The sequence below is a fragment of the Microbacterium cremeum genome, from assembly GCF_015277855.1.
Taxonomy (GTDB): Bacteria; Actinomycetota; Actinomycetes; order Actinomycetales; family Microbacteriaceae; genus Microbacterium; species Microbacterium cremeum.
Genome location: NZ_CP063812.1, coordinates 3,941,420 through 3,966,411, shown reverse-complemented (window position 1 = coordinate 3,966,411; position 24,992 = coordinate 3,941,420). Strand labels below are relative to the sequence as shown.

25 protein-coding genes and 1 pseudogene are annotated in these 24,992 nt (G+C 69.3%); 20 read left to right on the top strand and 6 right to left on the bottom strand.

Annotated elements, in window-relative coordinates; all coding sequences use genetic code 11:
* Positions 1-49 precede the first annotated feature (49 nt).
* From IM778_RS17570 to IM778_RS17535, 8 genes are all read left to right on the top strand, one after another.
* Positions 50-361 carry a hypothetical protein gene (locus IM778_RS17570; protein WP_194410064.1) on the top strand — a complete coding sequence of 104 codons (312 nt, stop codon included), beginning with the start codon at positions 50-52 and terminating at the stop codon, positions 359-361.
* Positions 361-1,533, top strand: coding sequence for a hypothetical protein (locus tag IM778_RS17565; protein ID WP_194410063.1), 1,173 nt, complete (start codon positions 361-363; stop codon positions 1,531-1,533). Before IM778_RS17570 ends, IM778_RS17565 begins: the two co-directional genes overlap by 1 nt.
* Complete coding sequence (locus IM778_RS17560; protein ID WP_194410062.1) at positions 1,530-2,114, top strand: hypothetical protein; 585 nt, start codon at positions 1,530-1,532, stop codon at positions 2,112-2,114. Before IM778_RS17565 ends, IM778_RS17560 begins: the two co-directional genes overlap by 4 nt.
* Positions 2,111-2,719, top strand: a complete 609-nt coding sequence (locus tag IM778_RS17555) for a hypothetical protein (RefSeq protein ID WP_194410061.1) — start codon at positions 2,111-2,113, stop codon at positions 2,717-2,719. The genes IM778_RS17560 and IM778_RS17555 overlap by 4 nt, the downstream gene beginning before the upstream one ends.
* Positions 2,716-3,222 (top strand): hypothetical protein, encoded by a 507-nt coding sequence (locus IM778_RS17550; protein ID WP_194410060.1) that lies wholly within the window; start codon positions 2,716-2,718, stop codon positions 3,220-3,222. Before IM778_RS17555 ends, IM778_RS17550 begins: the two co-directional genes overlap by 4 nt.
* A gap of 121 nt (positions 3,223-3,343) precedes the next feature.
* Positions 3,344-4,693 (top strand): helix-turn-helix domain-containing protein, encoded by a 1,350-nt coding sequence (locus IM778_RS17545; RefSeq protein ID WP_194410059.1) that lies wholly within the window; start codon positions 3,344-3,346, stop codon positions 4,691-4,693.
* Positions 4,694-5,108: 415 nt separating this feature from the next.
* Positions 5,109-6,659 carry an acetaldehyde dehydrogenase ExaC gene (gene exaC / locus IM778_RS17540; protein WP_194410058.1) on the top strand — a complete coding sequence of 517 codons (1,551 nt, stop codon included), beginning with the start codon at positions 5,109-5,111 and terminating at the stop codon, positions 6,657-6,659.
* A 4-nt stretch (positions 6,660-6,663) separates the two neighbouring features.
* Positions 6,664-7,062 (top strand): DUF779 domain-containing protein, encoded by a 399-nt coding sequence (locus IM778_RS17535; protein ID WP_194410057.1) that lies wholly within the window; start codon positions 6,664-6,666, stop codon positions 7,060-7,062.
* Positions 7,063-7,065: 3 nt separating this feature from the next.
* Here IM778_RS17535 and IM778_RS17530 read toward each other — a convergent pair whose 3' ends face one another.
* Positions 7,066-8,010 carry an SDR family oxidoreductase gene (locus IM778_RS17530; protein ID WP_194410056.1) on the bottom strand — a complete coding sequence of 315 codons (945 nt, stop codon included), beginning with the start codon at positions 8,008-8,010 and terminating at the stop codon, positions 7,066-7,068.
* A gap of 121 nt (positions 8,011-8,131) precedes the next feature.
* On the opposite strand from IM778_RS17530, the gene IM778_RS17525 reads away from it, so the two are divergent.
* Positions 8,132-8,974 carry a helix-turn-helix transcriptional regulator gene (locus IM778_RS17525; protein ID WP_194410055.1) on the top strand — a complete coding sequence of 281 codons (843 nt, stop codon included), beginning with the start codon at positions 8,132-8,134 and terminating at the stop codon, positions 8,972-8,974.
* A gap of 13 nt (positions 8,975-8,987) precedes the next feature.
* Here the strand turns inward: IM778_RS17525 and IM778_RS17520 are convergent, their stop codons facing one another.
* Together IM778_RS17520 and IM778_RS17515 are read right to left on the bottom strand one after the other, a co-directional pair.
* The gene (locus IM778_RS17520) at positions 8,988-9,476 is read right to left on the bottom strand and encodes an FBP domain-containing protein (RefSeq protein WP_194410054.1); all 489 of its coding nucleotides are present in this window, start codon (positions 9,474-9,476) and stop codon (positions 8,988-8,990) included.
* Positions 9,477-9,786: 310 nt separating this feature from the next.
* A complete protein-coding gene (locus IM778_RS17515) occupies positions 9,787-11,001 on the bottom strand; it encodes a hypothetical protein (RefSeq protein WP_194410053.1) in 1,215 nt (404 codons plus the stop codon).
* A gap of 206 nt (positions 11,002-11,207) precedes the next feature.
* On the opposite strand from IM778_RS17515, the gene IM778_RS17510 reads away from it, so the two are divergent.
* The 5 genes from IM778_RS17510 to rplI all read left to right on the top strand — a co-directional run bounded on the left by IM778_RS17510 (position 11,208) and on the right by rplI (position 14,328).
* Positions 11,208-12,407, top strand: a complete 1,200-nt coding sequence (locus IM778_RS17510; protein ID WP_194410052.1) for an acyl-CoA dehydrogenase family protein — start codon at positions 11,208-11,210, stop codon at positions 12,405-12,407.
* A 172-nt stretch (positions 12,408-12,579) separates the two neighbouring features.
* A complete protein-coding gene (gene rpsF, locus IM778_RS17505; RefSeq protein ID WP_194410051.1) occupies positions 12,580-12,972 on the top strand; it encodes a 30S ribosomal protein S6 in 393 nt (130 codons plus the stop codon).
* A 5-nt stretch (positions 12,973-12,977) separates the two neighbouring features.
* Complete coding sequence (locus IM778_RS17500; protein ID WP_194410050.1) at positions 12,978-13,511, top strand: single-stranded DNA-binding protein; 534 nt, start codon at positions 12,978-12,980, stop codon at positions 13,509-13,511.
* Between the two features lie 98 nt (positions 13,512-13,609).
* Complete coding sequence (rpsR, locus tag IM778_RS17495; protein WP_013584646.1) at positions 13,610-13,864, top strand: 30S ribosomal protein S18; 255 nt, start codon at positions 13,610-13,612, stop codon at positions 13,862-13,864.
* Positions 13,865-13,875: 11 nt separating this feature from the next.
* The gene (gene rplI / locus IM778_RS17490) at positions 13,876-14,328 is read left to right on the top strand and encodes a 50S ribosomal protein L9 (protein ID WP_194410049.1); all 453 of its coding nucleotides are present in this window, start codon (positions 13,876-13,878) and stop codon (positions 14,326-14,328) included.
* A gap of 290 nt (positions 14,329-14,618) precedes the next feature.
* On the opposite strand, the gene IM778_RS17910 is transcribed toward rplI, so the two are convergent.
* Entirely contained in the window at positions 14,619-16,127 is a 1,509-nt protein-coding gene (locus IM778_RS17910; protein WP_194410048.1) for a chaplin family protein, read from the bottom strand.
* A 114-nt stretch (positions 16,128-16,241) separates the two neighbouring features.
* Complete coding sequence (locus tag IM778_RS17480) at positions 16,242-17,252, bottom strand: hypothetical protein (RefSeq protein ID WP_228484650.1); 1,011 nt, start codon at positions 17,250-17,252, stop codon at positions 16,242-16,244.
* A 613-nt stretch (positions 17,253-17,865) separates the two neighbouring features.
* Between IM778_RS17480 and dnaB the strand changes: the two genes are divergently transcribed.
* Positions 17,866-19,239: a replicative DNA helicase gene (gene dnaB, locus IM778_RS17475; RefSeq protein ID WP_127817972.1), complete on the top strand. Its 1,374-nt coding sequence runs from the start codon at positions 17,866-17,868 to the stop codon at positions 19,237-19,239.
* Between the two features lie 259 nt (positions 19,240-19,498).
* Positions 19,499-19,648 (top strand): annotated as a pseudogene (locus IM778_RS17905) (DNA methyltransferase); the annotation flags it as partial.
* 165 nt (positions 19,649-19,813) lie between these two features.
* On the opposite strand, the gene IM778_RS17840 reads toward IM778_RS17905, so the two are convergent.
* A complete protein-coding gene (locus IM778_RS17840; RefSeq protein ID WP_228484873.1) occupies positions 19,814-20,152 on the bottom strand; it encodes a hypothetical protein in 339 nt (112 codons plus the stop codon).
* Between the two features lie 154 nt (positions 20,153-20,306).
* Between IM778_RS17840 and IM778_RS17465 the strand changes: the two genes are divergently transcribed.
* Genes IM778_RS17465 through IM778_RS17450 form a run of 4 tightly spaced genes read left to right on the top strand, consistent with a single transcriptional unit; the run spans position 20,307 to position 24,841 of the window.
* On the top strand, positions 20,307-21,320 hold the full coding sequence (locus IM778_RS17465; RefSeq protein WP_194410046.1) for an ImmA/IrrE family metallo-endopeptidase: 1,014 nt from the start codon (positions 20,307-20,309) through the stop codon (positions 21,318-21,320).
* Positions 21,317-21,862 carry a hypothetical protein gene (locus IM778_RS17460; RefSeq protein WP_194410045.1) on the top strand — a complete coding sequence of 182 codons (546 nt, stop codon included), beginning with the start codon at positions 21,317-21,319 and terminating at the stop codon, positions 21,860-21,862. Before IM778_RS17465 ends, IM778_RS17460 begins: the two co-directional genes overlap by 4 nt.
* 52 nt (positions 21,863-21,914) lie before the next feature.
* Entirely contained in the window at positions 21,915-23,723 is a 1,809-nt protein-coding gene (locus IM778_RS17945) for a translation initiation factor IF-2 N-terminal domain-containing protein (protein ID WP_194410044.1), read from the top strand.
* Positions 23,720-24,841 (top strand): hypothetical protein, encoded by a 1,122-nt coding sequence (locus tag IM778_RS17450; RefSeq protein WP_194410043.1) that lies wholly within the window; start codon positions 23,720-23,722, stop codon positions 24,839-24,841. Before IM778_RS17945 ends, IM778_RS17450 begins: the two co-directional genes overlap by 4 nt.
* Positions 24,842-24,992 lie beyond the last annotated feature (151 nt).

The window sequence follows — 24,992 nt, the reverse complement described above, 5'->3', positions numbered from 1 at the left end:
TTCGCGGTCGGCTCTACCCTGAACGAGGCCTACAGACTGAGGGGGACAGATGGACGTGCTGCTCGACCGGGATCGCCTGCGCGATGCTCTCGCGACCCTGCGGACGGCTGCGACCGCGTTCGAGGATGCGGCGGAGATCAACGACACGCTGGAGTCGGCCATCGGCACCCCGCACGGCAAAGACAAGCTGCGCGATCGCGTGGGCTGGTTCGAGGCGAACTGGTCGGGCAACCGCAAAGAGCTGATCGAGAAGGTCGACGGCGTCCGCGAGGGGCTTCGGTCCATCCTCGACGGCTGGGACCAGTGGGAGGCCGACGCCACCGCCCAGTGCGAGCAGATGACCTCCTGCGAGGTGCAGTGATGTCGCTGCTGTATCGCTCGCCGAACGGCCACGAGCTGCATCAGTTCGCCGGCGAACCCGACGTGATCGCCACGACGGCCGCCGACTACAAGTCCCTCGGCGCCGCCATGGCGACCACCGCCGACACGCTGCGCGACATCGGCGACTCGCAGATCAGTCTGGGCACCGACCGCCTGAAGAAGGACGCGGAGGAGCTCGAGGGCGATCTGCGCAAGGCGGCCGTGCGGTACGAGCAGACCGGCAAGGCGCTCGCCCCCTACGCCACGGCGCTCGAGGAGGCCCGGAGCGCGTACAACGCGCACGCGCCGGCGATCCGGGCGGCCATGACGACCTACCGGACGGCGCTCGACGACGCGATGGCGCCGCTCGTGCCGGTCGAAGACGAGCAGGACGGCCCGAGCGCGGCGGAAGTCCTCGACTCCGCCGAGGACGCGCTGAGAGAGGCGTGGCAGCCGTTCGACACGGCCTTCGGCGCCTGGGAGGAGGCGTTCGAGAAGGCGGCGGACGGCGTCGCCGAGGCGATGGACGCCGCCGGCAACGACGACGGCAAGTGGGACTGGATCAGCGACGCGCTCAAGTACATCGGTTACGCGATCATCGTGCTGGCCGTCGTCGCCCTGTTCGTGGTGGCGAGCCCGTGGTCGACCATCCTGCTCGCCGCGACGATCGCGCTGTCGGCGGTGCACCTGGCCGGCACGATCTACCTGTACGCCAACGGCAAGGCCAGCCTCTCGGACGTGCTCTGGAGCACCTTCGGCCTGGTCACGGCCGGTGCCGGCGGTCTGCTGGCCAAGGGCATCAAGACCGCCGGGGCGACGGGCGACGACATCCTCCGGGCCTCCGCCATCGCGCAGGACCTGCCGGTCTTCACCCGCGGCGCGCGCGGGTTCTCGATGCCGCGCCTGCCCGCCGGCATCACGGTCAACCCGTTCTCGACGCTCATGCGCGGGCAGAACTGGGCGATCCTGAACAAGTGGGGCGGCAGCCTCACGCAATGGGCGAGCACGCCGGCGCGCAGCGGCACGGTCGCGGCCGCGTGGGGCGATGCCGTGCTCGACGCGGTTCCGAGCATCGGCGCGAAGGGCTGGGCGAGCCTGGGCAGCTGGCTGGGCGGATTCGGCGGCGGCGTGTTCACGAGCACGCCGTTCTACACCCCGACGGGTCGCCCGTGAGCGGCCGGCGCGGCGTCGGCTTCACCGACATCTCCCCGCTGCGGCTCAACCGCCGGCGGATGCCCCGCACCGCGGGCATCCTGCGTCTGGTCTTCGTCATCGCCGCGATCCTCGCCGCGGCGCAATGGATCGTCCCGGCGGGCGCGCGTCTCATCCTCAACGCCGGCCAGCTGTACCCGACCGACGAGGCCTCCGCGGTGACCGACGCGCTGGTGCCGTTCCCGGCGATGAGCGTGCCGGCGTGGCTGACGATCGCGACCGGCCTCATCGGCATGGCGGCCGCAGCCGCCTATCTCCTCGTGCGCGGCAACGCCGCCGGAGACGACGCGGCGTACGTCAGCCTGGTCTCGCTGATGATGTTCGGGCTCTTCCCGTGGGCGATCGCCGCGTTCGACGCCGACCCCACGGGCATCATCTGGACCCCGGGCCCCGACGGGTACCCCATCGGCTGGCACTGGCTGGCCTCGCCGCTGGCACTCGTCGTGCTCGTGCTCGGGATCGTGACAGCCGTGCGTGCCGGCCGGGCGCGCCGGCGCGAACGCGAGGCGCGCCGGCGCGCACGGGACGGATCGACCGCGTGAGCTCATTGCGCGAAGCACTGGCCGGTCCGCCGGTTCCCGTCGGGTACACGCTGCTGACCCCGCCGGACTGGGGGCGCTTCCCGGCGACGCCCGAAGGACGCGCGGAGCTGATCCACCTCGTCTCGGAGCGGTTCCGCGAAGTGGGGCGCCCCGACCTCTACGCCGAGACACGGGCGATGGTCAGTCGCCAGTGGGCGCGCATGGAGCGGGCGAACGTCATGGAGATCTTCATGCCCGTCGAGCCGCCGAAGAAGGGCGGCACGCCGATGAGCATCGCGGCGTCGCCATGGGTGGCGAACGGGGACTTCGAGACCGACCTGCGGGCTCGCGCGGGCGCGGAACGGCACGTGGAGAGAGTGGAGCTCGCCGACCTCGGCGTGCTGTACCGGTGGGTCGCCGAGCGCAACGGGCCCGACGAGATGCCGGGGGTGAAGGCCCGGGAGCTGTCGTACGTGGCCCCCTTCCCCGGCGCATCGCCGAAGCGGGGCCTGCTCCTCATGTGCTCGATCGTGCACGTGGGAGTCGAGGAGTCCGGGCAGGCGCTCGAGGCGTTCACCGCTCTCGCCGACTCCATCGTGTCGACGCTGCGCTGGCGGTACGCATGAGCGACCTTCCCGTGGGCTGGCTGCCCATCCCCTTCGCCGTCGCGCCCGAGATCGCGCGCGACATGGCCGTGGAGCTGCTCGCCGCATCGGGTGCGCACGCGGGACCCGGGGCCGACGTCGCGACCGTCGTGGCCAGTGCGGCGGCCGCCCTCACGCGGCTGCCCGTGACGCCGAGGACGGCGGCGCGCCTGTGGCACGCCTTCGGCTCCAATCCGACCGGACTCGTCGCCGATCTGAGCGTCGAGCACCGCGCCGCCGACACGATCCGGGCCGCCGCCGGAGCGGACTTCGCGCACGTGGACGTGCAGCGCACGCAGACGCTCGAGGACGGCGGGTGGGCGTCCCTGTCGGTGGTCGCGCCCGCGACGGACGCGCCGGTGGCGTTCCTCCTGCGCGTGCAGGTGCCCGAGGACGGCGCGGTGCGCATCGTCGACGTGCTCGACCGCGATCTCGTGGCGATCGGCGCCGTCTGGGACGACGCCGTCGCGATCGCGCAGGGCTGAGCACACAGGGCTGAGCTCGCAGGGTTGAGCTCGCAGGGTTGAGCTCGCAGGGCTGATCGCCCGGGGCCGTCCCGACCCGCCTACACTGGACCCACGCTCCCCGACGTCGATCGGAGCCGCCGTGTCCTCACCGTGGTCGCAGCGACGCGAAGTGTCCGCCGAGACCTCGCGCCTGCTGATCGAGCGCGCCCACGAGGAGCTCGTCGCGGGCAACGACGCGGACGAGCGCCTGCGCGACGTGCGGCCCCTCGTCCGCGAGTCGTGGCGCCGGTCCCTCGGCAGTCTGGCCGGCGCCGAAGGGCTGCCGCCGCTGGACCTCTCGGCCGAGGAGCTCGAGGCGTATCGCAGCGCTCATCCCCTCGCCGAGGTCATCGACATGGTGCGCGGTCTGCTGCTGCCGGGCGAGGCATCCGACTCCGGCGTCGTGGTCGCCGTCGGCGACGCGGCCGGCCGCCTGCTGTGGGTCGAGGGCGATCGCCGGGTGCGCGCCCTCACCGGCGACATGGGCTTCGTGGCGGGCGCGAACTGGTCGGAGGATGCCGTCGGCACTTCCGCGCCGGGCACCGCGATCACCCTCGACCGGTCCGTGCAGATCCACGGCGCCGAGCACTTCAACCGTCTCGTGCAGCCGTGGTCGTGCACCGCGGCGCCGGTGCACGACCCCGAGACCCGCCGCATCGTCGGGCTGATCGACGTCACCGGGGGCGCCGAGGCCGTGACGCCGCAGGCGCAGCTGCTGGTGGATGCCACGGCCCGGGCGATCGAGGGCGAGCTCCTGGTCGCCCGCCTCCGGGCGCGGGCCCAGCGCGAGGAGCGGGAACCGGCGCGTCCGCCGCGCCGGGCGCCGCGGCGGCCCGAGCCCACCCGCGTGACGTTGCGCGTGCTCGGGCGCGACCGGGCGCTGCTCGAGGTCGCCGCGGACGGCGGCGAGCACACCGCCGAGCTGAGCGGCCGGCACGCCGAGATCCTCCTCATGCTCGCGACGCACCGCCACGGACTCTCGGCAGAACGGTTGGGCGAGCTGGTGTACGGCGAGGGCGAGGCGACGCCGTCCGTCACCCTGCGGGCCGAGATGGTGCGGCTGCGCAAGGTGCTCGAGCGGTCCGCCCCGTCGCTCGTCCCCGAGTCGCGTCCGTACCGGATCGGCGGCGATGTCGAGACCGACGCGCACCAGGTGCTCTCGCTCCTCGACCGGGGCGCCCACCGCGTGGCGCTCGCCGCGTACCGCGGCGACGTGCTCCCCGACTCGGTGGCGCCGGGTGTCGAGGAGTTCCGCGACACAGTGCGCACGGCGCTTCGCGAGGCGCTCATGGCCGAGGCATCCGTCGACGTGCTCCTTGCGTTCGCCGAGACGGATGCCGCAGCCGGCGACTCCGACCTGCTGCGGCTCTGCCTGTCGATGCTGCCCGCCCGCTCGCCCCGGCGCGCGGGCCTCGTCGCGCGCATCGAACGGCTCGAGTCCGACGGCTGACCGTCCGCGCGCGTTTCGTCTCGCTTCGCTCGCTCAACGACCGGGAAGAGCGGCGCGTTTCGTCTCGCTCCGCTCGCTCAACGACCGGGAGGAGGCGCGTTTCGTCTCGCTCCGCTCGCTCGACGACCGGGAAGAGCGGCGCGTTTCGTCTCGCTTCGCTCGCTCAACGACCGGCCAGCGGCGCGTTTCGTCTCGCTTCGCTCGCTCAACGACCGGGAAGAGCGGCGCGTTTCGTCTCGCTTCGCTCGCTCAACGACCGGCCGGCGGCGGGAGCGGCCCCCGGTCGTTGAGCGAGGGAGCGCAGCGACCGAGACGAAACGCTCCCGACCCCCGTTGCAACGTTCTGCAACGTGCCCCGTCCTACCTTCGAGGCACCGCGACGACGACCGTCGCGAACGCGTCGAAGGAGACCAGCATGACCATCGTCGAAGAGGGCGTCTCGAGCGTCTACGCCGCCCCCGGGCAGCGCGGCTCGATCGCCGACTACCGTCCCCGCTACGGCCACTACATCGGCGGCGAGTTCGTCGAACCGATCAAGGGTCAGTACTTCGAGAACATCTCGCCGGTCAACGGCAAGCCGTTCTGCGAGGTGGGCCGCGGCACCGCCGAAGACGTCGACCGCGCGGTGGACGTCGCGTGGAAGGCGTTCGAGTCGTGGAAGCGCACGACCCCCGCCGAGCGCGCCGTCATCCTCAACAAGATCGCCGACCGCATCGAGCAGAACCTCGAGCGGATCGCGGTCGCAGAGACGTGGGAGAACGGCAAGCCGGTGCGCGAGACGATGGCCGCCGACATCCCGCTCGCCGTCGACCACTTCCGCTACTTCGCCGGCGTGCTGCGCGCGCAGGAGGGCTCGCTCAGCCAGCTCGACGAAGACACGGTGGCGTATCACTTCCACGAGCCGCTGGGTGTGGTGGGGCAGATCATCCCGTGGAACTTCCCGATCCTCATGGCCACGTGGAAGCTCGCGCCGGCGCTCGCCGCGGGCAACTGCGTCGTGCTGAAGCCCGCCGAGCAGACGCCGGCGTCGATCCTGTTCCTCTTCGACATCATCGGCGATCTGCTGCCCGCCGGCGTCGTGAACATCGTCAACGGCTTCGGCATCGAGGCGGGCGCGCCGCTCGCGCAGCACAAGCGCATCCGCAAGGTGGCGTTCACGGGCGAGACGACGACCGGCCGGCTCATCATGCAGTACGCGTCGCAGAACCTCATCCCGGTGACGCTCGAGCTCGGCGGCAAGAGCGCGAACGTCTTCTTCGAAGACGTCGCGCGCGACACCGGCGACGCCTACTACGACAAGGCCCTCGAGGGCTTCACGTTCTTCGCGCTCAACCAGGGCGAGGTGTGCACGTGCCCGTCGCGTGCGCTCATCCAGCGCTCGATCTACGATCGCTTCCTCGGCGACGGGCTCGACCGGGTGTCGAAGATCGTGCAGGGCAACCCGCTCGACCCGGCGACGATGATCGGCGCGCAGGCCTCGAACGACCAGCTCGAGAAGATCCTCAGCTACATCGACATCGGCAAGCAGGGCGGCGCGAAGCTGCTGGCCGGCGGCGAGCGGGTCGACCTGGGCGGCGATCTCAGCGACGGCTTCTACGTCGCTCCGACGGTGTTCGAGGGCACCAACGACATGCGCATCTTCCAGGAGGAGATCTTCGGCCCCGTCGTCTCGGTGACGTCGTTCGACGACTTCGACGACGCGATCTCGATCGCCAACGACACGCTCTACGGCCTCGGGGCCGGTGTGTGGAGCCGCTCGGGCGACACCGCGTACCGCGCCGGGCGAGCCATCGAGGCCGGTCGGGTCTGGACGAACACGTACCACCAGTACCCCGCGCACGCGGCGTTCGGCGGGTACAAGCAGTCGGGCATCGGCCGCGAGAACCACCTCAAGATGCTCGACCACTACCAGCAGACCAAGAACCTGCTGGTGTCGTACGCCGAAGGGGCCATGGGCTTCTTCTAGGCCGATGACACAGGCGACGATCTACAGCAGGGTGGCCGTGACGGATGCCGCGGCCGCCCTGCTGCGGCAGCTGACGGCGCAGCATGGACCCCTGATGTTCCACCAGTCGGGCGGCTGCTGCGACGGCAGCGCGCCCATGTGCTATCCGGTCGGCATGTTCGTGACCGGACCCTCCGACGTGCGGCTCGGCGCGCTGGAGGTGGGACTCGACGACGAGATGGAGGTCTTCATCTCGGAAGCGCAGTTCGAGTACTGGAAGTACACGCATCTGACGATCGACGTGGTGCCCGGCCGCGGTGCCGGCTTCAGTGTCGAGGGCCCGACGGGCAACCGGTTCCTCATCCGTTCTCGCATGCTGACGGATGCCGAGCTCGAGCACTTCGGACTGGCACCGCACGGGTGAGTCTCACGTGCCGGCGTACGCCACCGCCGTGAGCTCCTCCGAGAGCGACCACATCCGCGCGGCGTCCTCCTCGCTGCGCAGCGTCCGGTACAGCGGCTGCTCGGCGGGGGCGCCGCCCAGGTGACCGAGGCCGCGGGGTCCGTAGAGGCGGCGGCCCCCGGCATCCGTCGACGTCGCAGCGAGAAGTGCGGGAAGGGAGGCCGTCTCGGGCGTGCCGACCAGGAGCCCGCGTGCCGACGCCCACCGGATCGCGCGGACGGCCGACGTGTCGGCGGTGCGGCCGAGCTCGGGGCGCGCCGACAGCAGGCTCGTCGGCGCGACGCCTGGATGCGAGAGATTGCTCGTGATGCCCCATCCGGCTGCGGCGCTGCGGCGGTCGAGCTCGAGCGCGAACAGCCCGAGGGCGATCTTCGACTGCCGGTACGCCCGCATGTCGTCGTACGAGCGCTCGGACTGCAGGTCGTCCCAGTCGATTCCTCCGCGTGCGGCGGCGATGCTCACCTGGGAGGTCACCCGCGCGGCCCCCGCCTGCAGCAGCGGCAGCAGATGCGCGACGAGGGCGAAGTGCCCGAGGTGGTTCGTGCCCAGCTGCAGCTCGAACCCGTCGGCGGTGGTCTGCCGAGACGGCGGCGACATGACGCCCGCGTTGTTGATGAGCAGGTGAACCGGACGACCGTCGCGGCGCATCGCCTCGCCGAACGCGGTGATCGAGGCGAGGGATGACAGGTCGAGCTCCTGGAGCGCGATGTGCGCGCCGGGCGCGGCGGCGCGGATCGAGGCGCTCGCGGACTCGCCCTTGGCCGGATTGCGGACGGGCAGCACCACCTCGGCGCCGGCCCTCGCCAGTCGCGTGGCGATGCGCAGGCCGATGCCGTCGCTCGCTCCCGTGACGACGGCCCGGCGCCCGGTGAGTGAGGGGATGGCGATGTCGATCTTCGTGCGGGTCATGTGACGGCTCCTTCGTTCGCATTCCACTCTTCGGCGTCTTCGGATGCGTATCCAGGACTCGAGAGAGCGTGGATACGGCGCCGAGGCGGTGTGATGATCGATGGCGACAGGAGGTGCCGACGTGGCGATCGACCGGACGGGGCTCGCGGAGTTCCTGCGCACGCGCCGCGGCACCCTCCAGCCCGAAGACGTCGGCCTGCGCCGCGGCGCCCGCCGCCGCACGGAGGGTCTGCGCCGCGAGGAGGTCGCCGCGCTCTGCCACATGTCGACCGACTACTACGCCCGGCTGGAACGGGCGACGGGTCCGCTCCCGTCGGAGCAGATGATCGCGTCGATCGCGCAGGGGCTCCACCTCACCGGCGCCGAGCGCGACCACCTGTTCCGCCTCGCCGGCCATTCGCCGCCGGCACCCGCCGCCGCCGGGGAGCACATCGGGCCGGGCACGCTGCGGATCTTCGATCGACTGCACGACACGCCCGCCGAGATCGTGACCGAACTCGGCGAGACGCTGCGGCAGACGCCGCTCGGGGTCGCGCTCACCGGCGACACCGCCTCGCTCACGGGGCCGGAGCGCAGCATCGGCTTCCGCTGGTTCACGGATCCGCGAACGCGCGCGCTGTACGCCGAGGAAGATCACGAGTTCCTCTCGCGGCTGTGGGCATCGGGGCTTCGCGAGGTCATGGGGCGGCGCGGACCGGGTTCGCGCGCGGCGCAGCTCGCCGACCTGCTGCTGGCACGCAGCGACGAGTTCCGCACGGTCTGGGACCGGCACGAGGTGGGGCTCCGGCCGAGAGAGGTCAAGCGGTACGTCCACCCCGAGCTCGGTGCGCTCGAGCTCACCTGCCAGACGCTCCTCGACCCCGAGCAGTCGCAGTCGCTCCTCGTCTACACGGCCGTGCCCGGCTCCGAGAGCCACGACAAGCTCGCACTGCTCTCGGCTCTCGCCCCGCGGTCCGCCGGTTGAACGGTCGCCGTGGTCAGCGGCTGTCGCGGAGGTCTCGCGCGAAGCGGTCGACGTGGGCGCGCAGCGCCTCGATGCGGCGCTGCCGTGCGGCCTCGACGTCGAACCCGAGGTAGGCCGGCGGCATCGGGCGGCGCACGTTCGCGGAGCACTCGAACCGCTCGCAGAGGAGGGTGCCGACGGTGTCGCCGTTGCGGCCGGCCCTGCCGGCGCGCTTGGCGCCGAACAGCACCACCTCGTTGGGCAGCGTGACGTCTTCGCACCACGAGCACTGCGCCCGCGTGCGGGTGCGCTGCTCGGTCTGGCGCAGCAGGATGCCGACCGGCTCGTCGTCGACCGGGGCGACGAGGAAGCCGGCGAGCGGCTGCTTCGGGTCTCGCCAGCCGAAATAGTCGAGCCGGGCCCACTCGACGGAGGCGAGCTCGGGTACGACGAGGGCGTTGCGTTCGCGCAGAGAGGCGTTGACGAAGGACGCGCGGATGTCCTTCTCGGTGAATGCGTGCATGATCCCTTGTTCCACAGAGGCGTCGCCACGGCGGCGACGGTGATCGGATGCCGCGAACCGGCGGTCCGCGGAGGTGCAGCGCGTCGCATCAGAGGCGACGCCCGCGGCTACCTCCGCTCGGCGCGGGGCGCGCCGAGGACCTCCTCACGCCCACCGGGCGTCGTGGCACACAGAAATCGCACGTCCGAAAGCCTACGCCCCTCCCTCCTGCCCACTCTCGGTCGTTGAGCGAGCGGAGCGAGACGAAACGCCCCGCCCGCTCTCGGTCGCTGAGCGAGCGAGCGAGACGAAACGCCCCGGCCGTGTCGGATCAGTCGGCGAACCACACGGCCAGCAGGCCGGAGTTCGACAGGATCCACCACAGCACCATAACGCCGCCGACCACGATCGGCACCCACGGCACGCGCCTCTGCAGGCGGCGTCCCTGCGGTGCGACGCCGGGCGGCGGGCGCAGCGCGCCGAGCGGGGGTGCGAAGGGGACGGATGCCGCGCCTGCGGCGCTCGCGCCCGCGCCGGCGCGAGCGGATTCGAGGGGTGGGGCCGAGGCATCCGGTATCGAGTCGCCGGCTCGCAGCCTCTCGTCGCGCCAGCGCGCCCACTGCGCGAACTTGTCGAGCAGGGCACCGACCACCGAGAACAGCCAGGCCCACGTCGCCGGGTCGAGCGTGGAGAAGTCGCGCTTGGCGTAGAGGAACAGCCAGTCGTCGACGATCTCGACGTCGAGCGCCGCGGCGTTGTCGATGAAGCGCGCCATGATGTCGGGCGTGAACAGGTACAGCGCATCGCGCTCGTACCCGGCTGGGCAGTACAGCGAGAAGAAGCGGTCGAAGTCGCCCTCGAGGCTGAGGCGCTGATCCTTGTGGAACGCCTGCGGCAGGTTCGACCCGAACAGGCCGTTGTTGCCGGTGGCGTCGAGCACGATGTGCGGCAGCGGCACGTCGAGCTTGACCGCGACGTATCCCCACGTGTGCGTCGTGCGGTTCTTGCCCGAGCCGGTCACGTAGCGGTAGTTCGCGAACTCGACGAAGCGCGGGCGCTCGCCGCGTACGAGGTCGGTGGCCTGGCGAGAGCTGCCGAGCGAGAAGATCATGCCCGGAAGCCCGGGGCTGTCGAACTGCGGCAGGTACGACATCGCGTTCGCGCGCGCGAAGCGGTCGAGCCGGTAGAGGCGCTCCTCGCGGGCGCGGCGGCCGCGGAAGAAGGCGACGATCGCGAGGGAGACGAGCGCGCCGACGACGATGAACGGCACGAGCATCAGGAGGGCGCCCACGAGACCGGAGCCCTCCGAGATCGACACGAACGCACCGATCACGGTGGTGGCCATCACGAGCAGCATCGATCCCGCGGCGACCGCGAAGACGACGGCGAAGGCGACGGTGAACACGCCGGGCCCGCTCAGGCCCGCGGGAAGCCGGCCGGCGCGGCGCAGCTCGTCGACGAACCCGCGCGCGGCGCCCGGCGCCAGCGGCTCCGCGAGCGGCCGCGCGTCGAACGGGTATGCCGTCGTGGGGTGGGGTGCGCTCACGCGGCCAGGCTACCCCGCAGGTTCGGCGCGTTTCGTCTCGCTCGTTCCTCGCTCGCTCAACGACCGACACCCCCGACGACGGACACCCCGGTCGTTGAGCGAGCGGAGCGAGACGAAACGCCGCGGGCCGCCCCGCAGGGCACAATCGAAGACGGGTGCCCGCGCGAGAGCACGCGCGCCAGAGCATTCCGACGCGAGGAGGCGCCATGACCGATGCTGCGAGGGACCCCGACGATCTCGACGCGCTGCGCGAAGCGGCCGACGTCGTCGGCATCGACGGCCTGCTGACGGATGCCGAACGAGCCGTCCGCGACCGCGTCCGCGCCTTCGTCGACGCCGAGATCCGCCCGCATATCGCCGAGTGGTTCGACCGGGCCCGCTTCCCCGTCGAGCTCGCCCCCGCCCTCGGACGCCTCGGCGTGCTCGGGATGACCCTCGAGGGGTACGGATGCCCCGGTCGCAGCGCCGTCGAGTACGGTCTGGCGGCCCTCGAACTGGAGGCCGGAGACTCGGGCATCCGCACGTTCGTCTCGGTGCAGGGCTCGCTCGCGATGGGCTCGATCCACCGCTGGGGCAGCGACGAGCAGAAGCAGGAGTGGCTGCCTCGCCTGGCCGCGGGCGACGCGATCGCATGCTTCGCCCTCACCGAGCCGGGCGCGGGCTCGGACCCTGCGAGCATGACCACGCATGCCCGGCGCGACGGCGACGACTGGGTGCTCACGGGCGCGAAGCGCTGGATCGGCCTGGCGTCGGTCGCACAGCTGGCGGTGGTGTGGGCGCAGACCGACGACGGAGTGCGCGGATTCCTCGTGCCGACCGACGCGCCGGGGCTCGAGATCACGGTGCTCGAGCCGAAGGGGTCGATGCGCGCGTCGGTGCAGACGCAGCTGCGCCTCGACGACGTGCGGGTGCCGGCATCCGCTCTCCTTCCCGAGGCCCGAGGACTGCGCGCACCCTTCGCCGCGCTGAACGAAGCCCGGTTCGGGATCGTCTGGGGCGCGCTCGGCGCCGCGCGCGACAGCTACGAGGCGGCACTGCGCCATGCCCTGCGGCGTGAGCAGTTCGGCCGCCCGATCGCCGGGTTCCAGCTCACGCAGCGCAAGCTGGTCGACATGGTGGTCGAGCTGCAGAAGGGCGCGCTGCTCGCCCTCCACCTCGGAAGGGCGAAGGATGCCGGAACCCTCACCCCCGCGCAGATCTCGCTCGGCAAGCTCAGCAACGTCCGCGAGGCGATCGGGATCGCGCGCGAGGCCCGCACGATCCTCGGCGGCGACGGGGTGCTGCTCGAGAACGCCCCGATCCGCCACGCCGCCAATCTCGAGTCCGTCCGCACGTATGAGGGCACCGACGAGGTGCACACGCTCGTGCTCGGTCAGCATCTCACCGGGCTCGGCGCCTTCCGCTGACCGGGGCGATTGGGCGGGGGTTGCGGCATCCGGTACCATAGGAGGGTTGTCCGCACGCAGCTCGGATCTCACCGATGGGATCAGGGCTCGCGAGAAGTCGGATGACGTGCAACACACCCTCCTGCTGCCGGGAAATGCCCGGCAGCCGTTCTAGTCCGAAGGAGGTGGGTTAGTGACGCACCAGTACGAACTCATGGTCATTCTGAGCCCTGAGATCGACGAGCGCCAGGTCGGCGCCACTCTCGACAAGTTCCTCAAGGTCATCACGACCGGCGGAGGCACCATCGAGAACATCGACATCTGGGGTCGTCGCCGCCTGGCGTACGAGATCCAGAAGAAGACCGAGGGCATCTACGCCGTCGTCAACTTCACCGCCACCGCCGAGATCACGCAGGAGCTCGACCGCCAGCTGAACCTCAGCGAGCAGGTCATGCGCACCAAGGTGCTGCGTGCCGAGGAGGCCATCGCCATGGTCGCGTCCGAGAAGCAGCGCGCCGACGAGCGTGCCGCCCGCAAGACGGCCAAGGGCGCCCGCCGGGTCGAGCCTGTCGAGACCAAGGCTTAAGGCTCATGGCCGGCGAGACGATCATCACCGTCGTGGGAAACCTCACGGCTGATCCCGAGCTGCGTTACACGCAGAACGGCCTCCCCGTCGCGAACTTCACGATCGCGTCGACGCCGCGCAACTTCGACCGTCAGGCCAACGAGTGGAAGGACGGCGAAGCGCTGTTCCTCCGCGCGAGCGTCTGGCGCGAGTTCGCCGAGCACGTCGCCGGCTCGCTGACGAAGGGCATGCGGGTCGTCGCGACCGGTCGCCTCAAGCAGCGCAGCTACCAGGACCGCGAGGGCAACAACCGCACCGCGATCGAGCTGGAGGTCGACGAGATCGGCCCGTCGCTGCGCTACGCGACCGCACAGGTCACGCGCGCGGCCGGCGGCAGCGGCGGCGGTGCCAGCAGCTTCGGCGGCGGCGGCGGTCAGTCGCGTCCGGCGCAGGTCGCCGACGAACCCTGGTCGACGCCCGGTTCGGCGAACGCCGGCGGCGCGGCCGGTGGCGATGCCTGGGCGGCTCCCGGCGCCTACGGCGACGACACCCCGTTCTGACCCTCTGGATGCCTCCGGTCGTTGAGCGAGCGAAGCGAGACGAAACGCATCGGGCTCCGGCATCCGTCGAAATCACACATTCTCAGTAAGGAAGACCCATGGCTGGAAAGGCAACCGGCGACCGCCGGAAGCCGCGGAAGGGCGCGAAGAACGCTGCCCCCGCGAAGGCGATCCGTGTCGGCGTCATCGACTACAAGGACGTCGCCACTCTTCGCAAGTTCATCTCGGAGCGCGGCAAGATCCGCGCCCGTCGTATCACCGGTGTCTCGGTGCAGGAGCAGCGTCTGATCGCCCGGGCGATCAAGAACGCGCGCGAGATGGCGCTCCTGCCCTACGCCGGCGCTGGCCGCTAAGGAGTACCGACATGGCAAAGCTCATTCTCACGAACGAGGTCGCCGGGCTCGGTGGCGCCGGTGACGTTGTCGAGGTCAAGAACGGGTACGCCCGCAACTACCTCATCCCTCAGGGCTTCGCGGTCGCGTGGACCCGCGGTGGCGAGAAGCAGGTGGCGTCGATCCGTGCCGCCCGCGAGTCGCGCGCGATCCACGACCACGAAGAGGCCGTGGCCCTCAAGGACGCCCTCGAGTCCAACAAGGTCCGCCTCGCCGTCAAGGCAGGCGCAGAGGGTCGCCTCTTCGGTTCGGTGAAGACCACCGACGTGGCCGACGCCGTCAAGGCCGCGGGCCTCGGCGAGCTCGACAAGCGCAAGATCCACATCACCTCGCCGATCAAGTCGGTGGGCGAGCACGAGGCGACGGTCCGTCTTCGCGACGACCTCACCGCCGTGATCACCCTGCAGGTGGTCGCCGCCAAGTAGTTCCGGCGCACAGAAAGGATGCCGCGGACCCGAGGGTCCGCGGCATCCTTCTTTTGTCTTGCCGAATTCCTGTTGTACCGACGGATGCCGCGAGCCCCCCGGGTCGCGGCATCCGCCGATTCGAGGCCTCCGACCACCGCGGTCCGATCCAGGCAATGCCGGACCACGGCGGTCGGAGACGGTCAGATGGCGGGAGGATCGCCCTCGGGAGGAAACGACCCCCCCGCCCGCTCGCGCAGGTCGAGGCGAGGGCCCCGTCTGGGGAACATGACAGTCCCCCGGACTCCTACCTACGCGGAGCGCCGCCGCAACCCGCGTGCGACCACACCGGCCACCAGGAGCAGGAGCCCCATCAGCAGCGCGGGCAGTGCACCCGTTCCTCCGGTCGCGGCGAGTTCGGTGCCGGCCGATCCGGCCGCCGAGCCCGTGACGGCGTTCGAGCCGCCGCCCGTGGTGCCGTCACCGGGGTTGGTGGGGTCCGTCGGGTCGGTCGGGTCGGTGGGGTCCGTCGGGTCCGTGGGATCCGTCGGGTCCGTCGGGTCCGTGGGATCCGTCGGGTCCGTGGGGTCCGTCGGGTCGGTCGGGTCGGTCGGGTCGGTCGGTCCCTCGGTCGAGCTGTCGCCGATCACCGAGATGGCGTTGCCGCCGATGGTGATCGGAAGCGAGATCGGCGCGAGGATCTGCGTTCCGCCGAGGATCGATCCGAGGCCGCCGGTCGTCGGCGACGTGCCGGGTCCCGTCGTGGTGCCCGGGCTCGCGACCGCTCCGGTCGAGCTGCTGTCGCCGATGACCGAGACGGCGTTGCCGACCGCGGTGATGGGTGCCGCGATCGGGGCGATCACCTGAGTGCCGCCGAGGATCGAGTCCTCGCCGCCCGTGGTCGCATCCGTCGAGCCGCCCGGCGTGCCGGTGCCGGGCGCCGTGCCTGCGTCCGCGCTGCTGCTGTCGCCGATGACCGAGACGGCGTTGCCGACGGCCGTGATGGGTGCCGCGATCGGGGCGATCACCTGGGTGCCGCCGAGGACCGAGTCGGTGCCGTCGGTCGAGCCGGACGTCGCCGGAGCAGAACCGCCGGTGGTGCCGCCCGTGGACGCCGTGCCTGCGCCCTCGGTGCTGCTGTCTCCGACCACCGAGATGGCGTTGCCGACCACCGAGATGGGCGCGGTGACCGGCGCGACGACCTGGGTGCCGCCGAGGATCGAGTCCCCGCCGTCCGTCGAGGCGTCAGCCGCCGTGGCGCCGCCCGAGGTTGCAGGAGCCGCGGTGGCTCCCTCGCTCGAGCTGTCGCCGACGACCGAGATCGAGTTGCCGACCACCGTCACCGGTGCGGCGACCGATACCAGCCCCTGGGTGCCCGACAGCAGCCCGTCCTGGCCGGACGTCTCGGCCGAGCTCGCGGGAGCGCTGGATGGCGCAGCCGCGGGGGTCGAGGCATCCGTCGACGAACTGTCGCCGACGACCGAGACGGAGTTGCCCGCCACCGTGATCGGCACGTTCACCGACACGAGGGCCTGGGTGCCAGACGCGGCGCCGTTCTCGCCGCTCGTGGTGGCGGCGGCCGGAGCCGGCGCCGGAGCGGCGGCGGGTGCGGCCGCCTGCTGGCTCGAGGAGTCGCCGATCACCGAGAGCGAGGTTCCGCTGATGTTGATCGGGAGGTTGACGTCGATGATGGCCTGGGTGCCTGACAGCAGCCCATCCTCACCGGTCGTCTCGGCCGCGTGGGCGACCGTCGCGCCGAGCAGCGTGATGCCGCCGGCTAGGAGCGTGCCCAACAGGGCGCGCTTGTAGAAAGTACGCATGGTTGTTCCCCTTAGCTGATTGATCGGTTTTCGCAGCGCGTGAGGGCGCACTGCTAGCGCGTGACGACGCGCTACTCGTCGTAGGCCGCGATGAAGAACGCGGCGACGAGCCGATCAGTCAGGGGAGACGTCGGTGGATCCGGCAGGCGCCGGCGGCACGCGGTCGTCCTCGGCTCCGGCACGGCGCACCCAGGCACGGTGTGCGACGAGCGGAAGGAGGGCAGCCACTGCCCAGGCGCCGGGACCCGCACCACCGGATCCCGCGGAAGAAGACGCGAGCGGGCAGAGCCCTCCCGCAGAACCAGGGACTCCGCCGTGACCCGCGGGGGCGGTGGCGGAGAAGATCGAGCCGTTGTCGGCGTGCCAGACGGCGGCGGATGCCGCGTCCCACGCGGCGCGCAAGGCAGCTGCCGGCGAGATCACGGTGGTCCAGGCGTCCGTCAGGTCGATGACGGCTGCCGCGCCAGGCGCGACTGCGTCGGGCGCCTGCGGCCCGTCCACGAGGCCGGGGAGAGCAGGGAGCCCGGGAAGCCCGGGAACGGGCGGGAGTCCACCCGGCGTGGAGCCGTCGACCGGCGGCTGGCCGATGTTCGAGCCCGTCTCGTCGACCGCTCCGACGACGCCGCCGAGCGTGTCATCGACGGTCTTGCCGAGGTCGGTCACGGCGTCGTCGAGCCCGATGCCCGAGACGATCCCGCCGACCACCGGAACCTCGGCGACGATACCGACGACCGGCTCGGTGATGCCCGAGACGACGCCGCCCGAGACGACTTCCGTCACGGGCTGGGTGACGGTGTTCACGACCGTGCCGACCGTCTGCACGACCTGGCTCACCGGCTGCTGCACGGGAGCCGGCGCCACGCTGACGACCGTGTTGACGGTGTTCTTGACGCCTGTCGTGACCGTCGAGACGGTGCTGGTGACCGTGGAGGCCGTGTCGTCGACGAGCGACGTCACGGCGCCGAGCGCACCCCCGAGCAGCCCGTTGCGGTCGGAATCGTCGGCGTTCGCGTGCGAGGCACCGAGGCCCAGCGCGAGCGAGAGGACGATCCAGGCGAACGCGGTCGCGGCCCCGATGAGGGCCAGTCGCACCGCCTTCGGCAGTTGCGAGGTTGCGATCTCCACGTTCACCTCCCACGACGAACAACGCCGCACGCTCCGGAACGGACGTGCGTGAGGGTGCCTGGACCTCAGACGTTACCCTCCTCGGCGGGGTGTGTCTAGGTACTCGACGGTCGAGATCCGCGTGTTGTCGGTGTTCGCGCGCACGGAGCATGCTCATGTGCGCGCGGAGCCGCGTCTGTCCCCGGAATTGTGCACAGGTGCCGGCCGGGAGCAAAACCTTAAAGAGGGACTTCAATCACATCCTCCTCCACAGGCTGTGGAACGCGCAGTGCCAGATCAGAAGCCCTTTTCAAGGTGCATGCACGAGAAAACCCGGCAGTTGTCCACAGTGGTTGTTCACAGGTGCGTCGGCGTTTCTCGCAGTCTTTCCACACAGTTATCCACAGGCCGTGTTGCGAGTGTCGGAGGCCGTCCTTACCTTGGGTCTCGGCCCATTCGGGGGGCGCGCTGCAGCAGTGCGGCGACTATCGGATTCACGCGCAGGAGCGTGTCGACGAGCAGAATGCCGAGGCATCCTGTCGGTCGCGCGTGCTCGCACGCCGCGGCGCGCCGAGCGGCGCACGTCGCCCCGAACTCGGACGATGGAACGAACGATCTGGAGGACGCGCAGCCTATGTCGATCGCCGACATCTCCGAGGAGCGCATGGGGGGTCCCCGTGAGTACGAGCGCACTCCCCCGCACGACCTGCTCGCCGAACAGAGCGCCCTCGGCGGCATGCTGCTGTCGAAGGACGCCGTCGCCGACGTCATCGAGACGCTGCGCGGCACCGACTTCTACATCCCCAAGCACGAGCTGATCTTCGAGGCCATCCTCACGCTCTACTCGCACGGTGAGCCCACTGACGTCGTCGCGGTCACCGACGAGCTCATCAAGACCGGCGAACTGCAGCGCGCCGGCGGCGCGGACTATCTCCACACGCTCACGTCGATCGTGCCGACCGCCGCGAACGCCGGCTACTACGCCTCGATCGTGTCGGAGCGTGCGCTGCTGCGGCGCCTCGTCGAGGCCGGCACCCGCATCGTGCAGATGGGCTACTCCGGCCAGGGCGAGGCGCTCGACCTCGTCAACAACGCGCAGGCCGAGATCTACTCGGTGACGGGTGCGGAGGCGGCCGAGGACTACGTGCCGCTCACGATCGCGGTGGATGCCGCGGTCGAAGAGATCGAGGCGGCGCGGGGTCGCGACGGCCAGATGACCGGCATCCCGACCGGCTTCGCGGGACTCGACCAGCTGACCAACGGCCTGCACCCCGGGCAGATGATCATCATCGCCGCGCGGCCTGCGATGGGTAAGAGCACCCTGGCTCTCGACTTCGCACGCGCCGCGGCGATCAAGCACGACATGCCGACGATCTTCTTCTCGCTCGAGATGGGGCGCAGCGAGATCGCCATGCGTCTGATGAGTGCCGAGGGGGCGGTGCCGCTGCAGTCGATGCGAAAGGGCACGCTCGACTCGCGTGACTGGACGACGATCGCCGCGACCCGCGGTCGCATCAACGACGCTCCTCTTTATATAGACGACAGCCCCAACATGACGCTCGTCGAGATCAGGGCGAAGTGCCGCCGGCTCAAGCAGCGCGCTGGCCTGAAGATGGTCGTCATCGACTACCTGCAGCTCATGACATCGGGCAAGCGCGTCGAGTCGCGCCAGCAGGAGGTCTCGGAGTTCTCCCGGGCGCTCAAGCTCCTCGCGAAGGAGCTGCAGTGCCCGGTCATCGCGCTGTCGCAGCTGAACCGTGGTCCCGAGCAGCGCGCCGACAAGAAACCCGCGCTCTCCGACCTCCGCGAATCGGGCTCGATCGAGCAGGACGCCGACATGGTCGTGCTGCTGCATCGCGAGGCCGCGTACGAGAAGGACTCCCCGCGCGCCGGCGAGGCCGACCTCATCGTCGCCAAGCACCGCAACGGCCCCACCGACACCATCACGGTCGCCTTCCAGGGCCACTTCTCCCGCTTCACCGACATGGCCCCCGGGGACTTCGGGTAGTTGTAGGTTCCACGTGAAAGTGTCGGATTCCAGATCGAGATGTCGGCTACTTGTCGGATCCGACACGTCGCGTGGAACGATCGCGGGGCTACGCACCCACTCCGCGCGGCAACTTCGGAGCAGACGCCGTGGGCGCGCTGCCCGCAGATGTGCGGTCAGCGCTGCGGGTTCTCCGTATTATGAGGGCGTGGAGCAAGCGGCGGTGCGCGAGCTGTCGCTTGTGCAACAGCGACTGAATACGGCCTGCCCGTACTTCACGATGTTCCCGCTGTCGTTCCCGCTCGATGTTCTTCGCGAGGCTGCTCCGACCGATCGGGTACTCGATCCATTCTGTGGGCGTGGAACGACCCTCTTCGCGGCTCGGACATTGGGGCTCTCCTCGGTGGGGATCGACGCGAGTCCTGTGGCGGCGGCTATTGCGGCTTCGAAGGTTGCCGAGGCGACGGTCGATGAGGTGCTCGCTGAGCTCGATGCGTGCTTGGGGAGTCATCCCGACTCCGTACCTGAAGGGGAGTTTTGGGAGTGGGGTTACGCTGCGTCGACTCTCGCTGACATTTGTACTCTGCGAGAGGCTCTAGCGGTCCGCGAGAGTCCAGCCGCCACCGTACTGCGAGCGATCGTATTGGGGGTGCTGCACGGCCCACTCCGAGTTCGTGACGAACCCGGCACGCTCCAGCGAGTAGACGACCTCGTTGAACGCATAAGGGCTGACATCGAGCTGCTCGGCGGCGACAGCACGCAGCGACTCCGCGTCGGGCACCACGTCCTGCCCGCGGACCAGGGCGGCCAGGCTCGCCGCCATGCCGATTTTCAGCGTTCCGGTCAGCGGGGTCAGGATCGCCGAGTTCGGGTCGATGTTCCGCAATCCGGAGTGCACGTCCTGGCACCGCAGGCCCTCATCAAAGCTCTCCAACGCGCGCTCCCCTGCTACTCACCCCACCCAGCTGATTGGGAATATCCCAATTCCTGCTAGCATAGTCGCTATGGAGGTTGGGGAGCGCGTCCGTGCGCGCGTTCGCGAGGTCCTCCCCGGGCGCACCCACGCGAGCATTGCGGAGGAGATCGGGATGACTCCCGACGCGTTCTCGCGCGCCGTGAACGGCAGCCGCGGGTTCTCCGCTGCCGAGCTCGCGGCCCTGTCCGAGGTGCTGAACACCTCCATGTACTGGCTGGCCACCGGTGAGCGTGACCCGGCGGAGGCCCTTGTGGTCGCTCGTCACGAGTTTGACCACGACACGGGGGACCGTCACGCTGACTGGAACGACCTACGGTCGACCGTCGAGAGAGTGTCCCTCGCCTACCGGCAGGCCGAGTTGTCCAGCAAGTCGATAAATGTTCCAGCGGATGCGGATGCCGTCCGGGCTGCATTAGGTGACGCGTTCGTCCGCACCTTCGCGGAGCGGCTATCCGAGGTCTACCGAATCGACGTCATCCGACTGGGCGGTCTGCGCAACGCCTGCTCCGCCACGATCACCGACCGGGTGGTCATCATCCTCAACGAAACCGGTAACTGGTTCCATCAGAACTGGTCCCTCGCCCATGAGCTCGGCCACGTCGCACTCGGCCACGCCAACACCCCGGAGCCGACCACCCGGGGCGAGAACGATACGCAAGAGACGTCAGCCAACGCGTTCGCAGCGGAACTTCTGCTGCCTCGCAGCGTCATCCAACACATCGACTGGACCTCGGCATCCGGGGATCTGATCGCCGCGAAACTGTGGGAATGGGGAGTGTCGTCCGACGCGCTTCGACGCCGGCTCGCCCTGCTGCGCTGTCCGACATCACCCGCCGTCGACCAAATGCTGGGCTGGACGACACAGAAGATCCTGCGCCGGTTCCCCAGCTGGAACCACGACGGCACCGATCAGATCACCGCACGCATGGACGCGGCCGCCTCCCGGCGTTTCCCGCTGGAGCTGCAGGCGGCCCACGTCGAACTCATCTCCCAGGGCCGCCTGCCCAAGGCGACCCTGGCGTGGATGCTGGACGTGGACGAGGACGAGATCGAGATCGACGAACCCGACACCCCCGACGCGGATATCGACGAGCTTGCGCGGGCACTCGGGTTCGTGACCACGTGACCACACATCTCCTGCTCCCCGATAACACCGTCCTCGTGCGCTTCGCGCGAATCCAACGGATGGATCTCTTGACCACCCTGGTCCGTGACAACGGCAGATGGTGCGGAACCGTCGCCGGCGAATGCGACCGCAGCGCCAACGAACCGGGCCTTGAGACGATGACCCAGGCGCACACCATCTTCGGTGAGCCGCTCCGATTGCAGACTGGTCAGGAAATCGTCGACACCACCACGATCCGCACCTCCCTGGCCGCTCCCGGCGACGCGCCCACTCGCCATCTCGGCGAAGCGGAGACGATCTCGATCATCACCAACCGCGGCCTGAGCGCCTTCTTCGTCACCGACGACCGGTCTGCCGCCCAACGCGCCCAGGAGCACGGCATCCGCACCTACACGACCTGGGATCTGCTTCGACTCGCCGCACGCATCGGCCTGCTGACGGCAGACGACGCTTACGACTACGTCCGCGAGCTCGGCGGTCATCGAGAGAAACTGGCCCACGTGCAGACCCGGGCAATCTGGTTGACATGGTGCGCGACCTGACGGGCAGCGGCGCGCAAGGATGTTGGCACAAGAGGGTTCCCAGAGGAGATTCATGGCCAAGATTCGAGTTCACGAACTCGCGAGCGAGCTCGGTGTCGACGCCGCAACGGTGCTTGCGCGTTTGAAGCTGCTCGGCGAGTACGTCAAGAGCCCATCGTCCACCATCGAAGCGCCGGTCGCCGCGAAAGTGAGAGCGACTTTCGGAGTGCGCACACCTCGGCCCGCGCCCCGCCCCTCACCCGTGCGCCGTGATCACGTCGACCCGTACGTGGACAGCCCCACCTTCGACCCCACCGCGCCGTCGTCCCGTCAGCACGGGTGGCGCGCAGGCGCAGTTCCCGTGCCGCGTCACCCCGATCTGCTCAAAAACATCCAGAAGACCAGGCAGCGGTTCCCCGCCTTCGGCGATCATCTAGACGCATTGCGCAGTCTCGGGTCACAGGTCGTGTACGCCGGACCATGCAAACAGGACGGCTTCAAAGACTGCGTGATCGTGCACGTGCGATTCAGCGGCGCAATCGAAGCTGGGTTCGGTTTCACGCGTGAGGTGATGCTGTTCTACAGTCCCCACGAAGACCTGCAAGTCCGCACGTTCGAGGCGGCCGCTCGCGAGCTGGCGAAGAAGGACCAGCCGGTCACGCCAGACATCTTCTTCATGTGGTCCCCGGATCAGCGACTGGGCATCAAGCTCAACGACTGGTCTCGACCGTCGAAGCTCGCCATCCCCTTCCTGATCGACGACGAGGATGAGCTGTCCCTGATCACTTTGCTGCGCAACCATATCTATGCGCGGGACCTGTTCTACATGACGACCCCAGTGTTTGGAGCGAGCTTTTTCGGCCGCCGCACCCTGCTGCAGTCTCTGCGGGACGACGTCTTCAACCAGCAGGTGACGGGCGTGTTCGGGCTGCGGAAGTCAGGCAAGACGAGCATCCTCATGCAACTGAAGGAAGAACTTCACGACGACCACATTGTGACCGTGCTGATGGATCTTGAAGCCTTCCCCTCGCCGCCAGAGGATCCCACCGACGACATCGTCAGCGATCTGCGCCGCCGGCTCATCGCCGAACTCAAGACGCACAAGCTGCGCACCCAGGAGCTATCTCAGCTGTCCGATCGGCCGTCCATCCTTGAGTTGAAGAACGCCCTGCAGGTGATCCTCAAACACCTGTGGAAGGACGGCTATCGGATTCTCCTGCTCCTGGACGAGATCGAGTACCTGACCCCGGCAGACCGGATCGACATCGCTGAAGGCGACATGCCACGCGTCGCACAGCTGCTGTCCGCACTTCGCAGCATCGTTCAAGAGTCCGAGAACTTCACGTTCGTACTGTCCGGCCTCACCAGCGCCATCGTCGAGGCCGGCCGGCTCTATGGACGTCCGAATCCCCTGTTCTCGTGGGCCAAAGCCGTCTATGTGAAGCCGTTGGAACGTGAGGAAGCTGATGAGCTTGCGAGCACCGTGGGCGGAAAAATGGGGATACAGATCGAGCCTGGCGCCCTGGAAGCTCTCCACGAGGCATCCGGAGGCCACGCGTATCTCTACCGGAACCTCAGCTCTGCCGTCGTGCGACACCTCCCTACCGATGTGTTCCAACGCACCATGATCCGCTCGGCTGTGCTGACCGAACTGGACGACTGGAAGAGCCGCGTCCAGGGGAACATCGAAGAGATGATCCAGCACGTCAAGCGCTACTACGCGACCGAGGCAGTGATGCTCGAGCTGCTGATGGACGACCCGGGGGACTTCAAGGAACTCGCCCCCAGCGAACACGTTGCCGTGCGCCGGCTCAAAGATCTTGGCTTGATATACGAGCGCGATGGCGAGTATCAGGCGAGCGTCATCCTGGAGCTGGTGTGAGCGCCGTCGACTACTCCGCGTGGGTGGAGCTCATCCACCAGAAGGCTGAGCAACTGCGGGTGGTGTTCCTGCAACTCGGCTCCAGCAACGAACCCGCCCGCCGCGCCCTGACCTCGTCCCACCTGGCCGTCCAGACTGTCCGCACGTACATGAAGCCCGACAGGGAGCGCGTTGAAGGCACCCTCCTCCTCGACAACATGGAGGACCTCGCGGTCACCAGCCCTGACGTCGCTATGGGTGCGCTGCGGGAGCGCGTCTTCGCAGACGTCGACGCGGGCACCCGGGTCGTGCTGCTCTCGAGGGCACCTCGGATCGCATACCCCGCAGTCGTGGGGAGCTCGCTCCTCGATGACGCGAGCTTCGCGCACGCGCCAGTCGTCAAATCGAACGGACCGGAAGGGTTTCCAGCGTGCGTGGAGGATGGCACGGACCCCACACCTCTGCTGCGGCAGGCATTGAGCGAGCTAGGGCCGGAGCTTTGCGCGTCCCTGGACAGAGCCCTTTACGAAAGCATGCTCACCGGAGAAACCGCCTTGAGCACGCTCTCCGCGCGAGAGCTCGAGGCTCTCGACGGAGCCGGAATCACTGCCCCGAACGGCGCAACCCGAAGCTGGAACTTCTCCAAGCATCTCGTCCCCCTGAAGTCAGCACTCGATGACGTCCTCTCGGATGACCTGGATCCCCAGCACCAGCTAACCGACGTCAGCGCCGGGCTGTGGAAGATCGAGCGGATCATTCGCCGCGAGATCCGCAAGCGGGCAGTGACCGCGTGGGGCGGGAGTTGGCGGCAGCAATGCCTGAACGCTGACCTCACCGAAAAGGTGTTGGAACGTGCGACAGAAGAGGCATACCTTGCCGCCACCTCCATCAAGCACCTTCGCGATCCACTGGAGTGGCTCTCTCTCGGGGAGTTGCTGCAACTGAAGGACAGGACGGAGATCGGGGACCTCGGTCTCAACGCCGCATTCTGGCGTCGCTTCGGCGCTCAGATCATGCCGATACGCAACCGCCTCGCCCACATGCGCACCCTCCGGCCGGACGACGCGACCAACGTGGTGAAGTGGCAGCGCGTCCTGGAACTCCGACTGCTGAAATCTGGGACTAGCGCGGTCAGCTGAGCGGACCGAGCGAAGAGGCGGCAGGCATCCATAGAACCTCGCCGGATCCTGCGGAACTCCCTGTCGCTACGTTGATTCAGAACCTACACCGATCGGGATGCGCTGCAGGAGGAGATCTCGCGCAGCTTTGGGTTAGGGCGTCTGCTCGAGC

Bases quoted from the DNA above. Each gene is read 5' to 3' on its own strand.
- IM778_RS17570 (WP_194410064.1), top strand. From the start codon at position 50: ATGGACGTGCTGCTCGACCGGGATCGCCTGCGCGATGCTCTCGCGACC.
- IM778_RS17565 (WP_194410063.1), top strand. From the start codon at position 361: ATGTCGCTGCTGTATCGCTCGCCGAACGGCCACGAGCTGCATCAGTTC.
- IM778_RS17550 (WP_194410060.1), top strand. From the start codon at position 2,716: ATGAGCGACCTTCCCGTGGGCTGGCTGCCCATCCCCTTCGCCGTCGCG.
- exaC (WP_194410058.1), top strand. From the start codon at position 5,109: ATGACCATCGTCGAAGAGGGCGTCTCGAGCGTCTACGCCGCCCCCGGG.
- IM778_RS17535 (WP_194410057.1), top strand. From the start codon at position 6,664: ATGACACAGGCGACGATCTACAGCAGGGTGGCCGTGACGGATGCCGCG.
- IM778_RS17530 (WP_194410056.1), bottom strand. From the start codon at position 8,010: ATGACCCGCACGAAGATCGACATCGCCATCCCCTCACTCACCGGGCGC.
- IM778_RS17520 (WP_194410054.1), bottom strand. From the start codon at position 9,476: ATGCACGCATTCACCGAGAAGGACATCCGCGCGTCCTTCGTCAACGCC.
- IM778_RS17510 (WP_194410052.1), top strand. From the start codon at position 11,208: ATGACCGATGCTGCGAGGGACCCCGACGATCTCGACGCGCTGCGCGAA.
- IM778_RS17500 (WP_194410050.1), top strand. From the start codon at position 12,978: ATGGCCGGCGAGACGATCATCACCGTCGTGGGAAACCTCACGGCTGAT.
- rpsR (WP_013584646.1), top strand. From the start codon at position 13,610: ATGGCTGGAAAGGCAACCGGCGACCGCCGGAAGCCGCGGAAGGGCGCG.
- rplI (WP_194410049.1), top strand. From the start codon at position 13,876: ATGGCAAAGCTCATTCTCACGAACGAGGTCGCCGGGCTCGGTGGCGCC.
- IM778_RS17910 (WP_194410048.1), bottom strand. From the start codon at position 16,127: ATGCGTACTTTCTACAAGCGCGCCCTGTTGGGCACGCTCCTAGCCGGC.
- dnaB (WP_127817972.1), top strand. From the start codon at position 17,866: ATGTCGATCGCCGACATCTCCGAGGAGCGCATGGGGGGTCCCCGTGAG.
- IM778_RS17465 (WP_194410046.1), top strand. From the start codon at position 20,307: ATGACTCCCGACGCGTTCTCGCGCGCCGTGAACGGCAGCCGCGGGTTC.
- IM778_RS17945 (WP_194410044.1), top strand. From the start codon at position 21,915: ATGGCCAAGATTCGAGTTCACGAACTCGCGAGCGAGCTCGGTGTCGAC.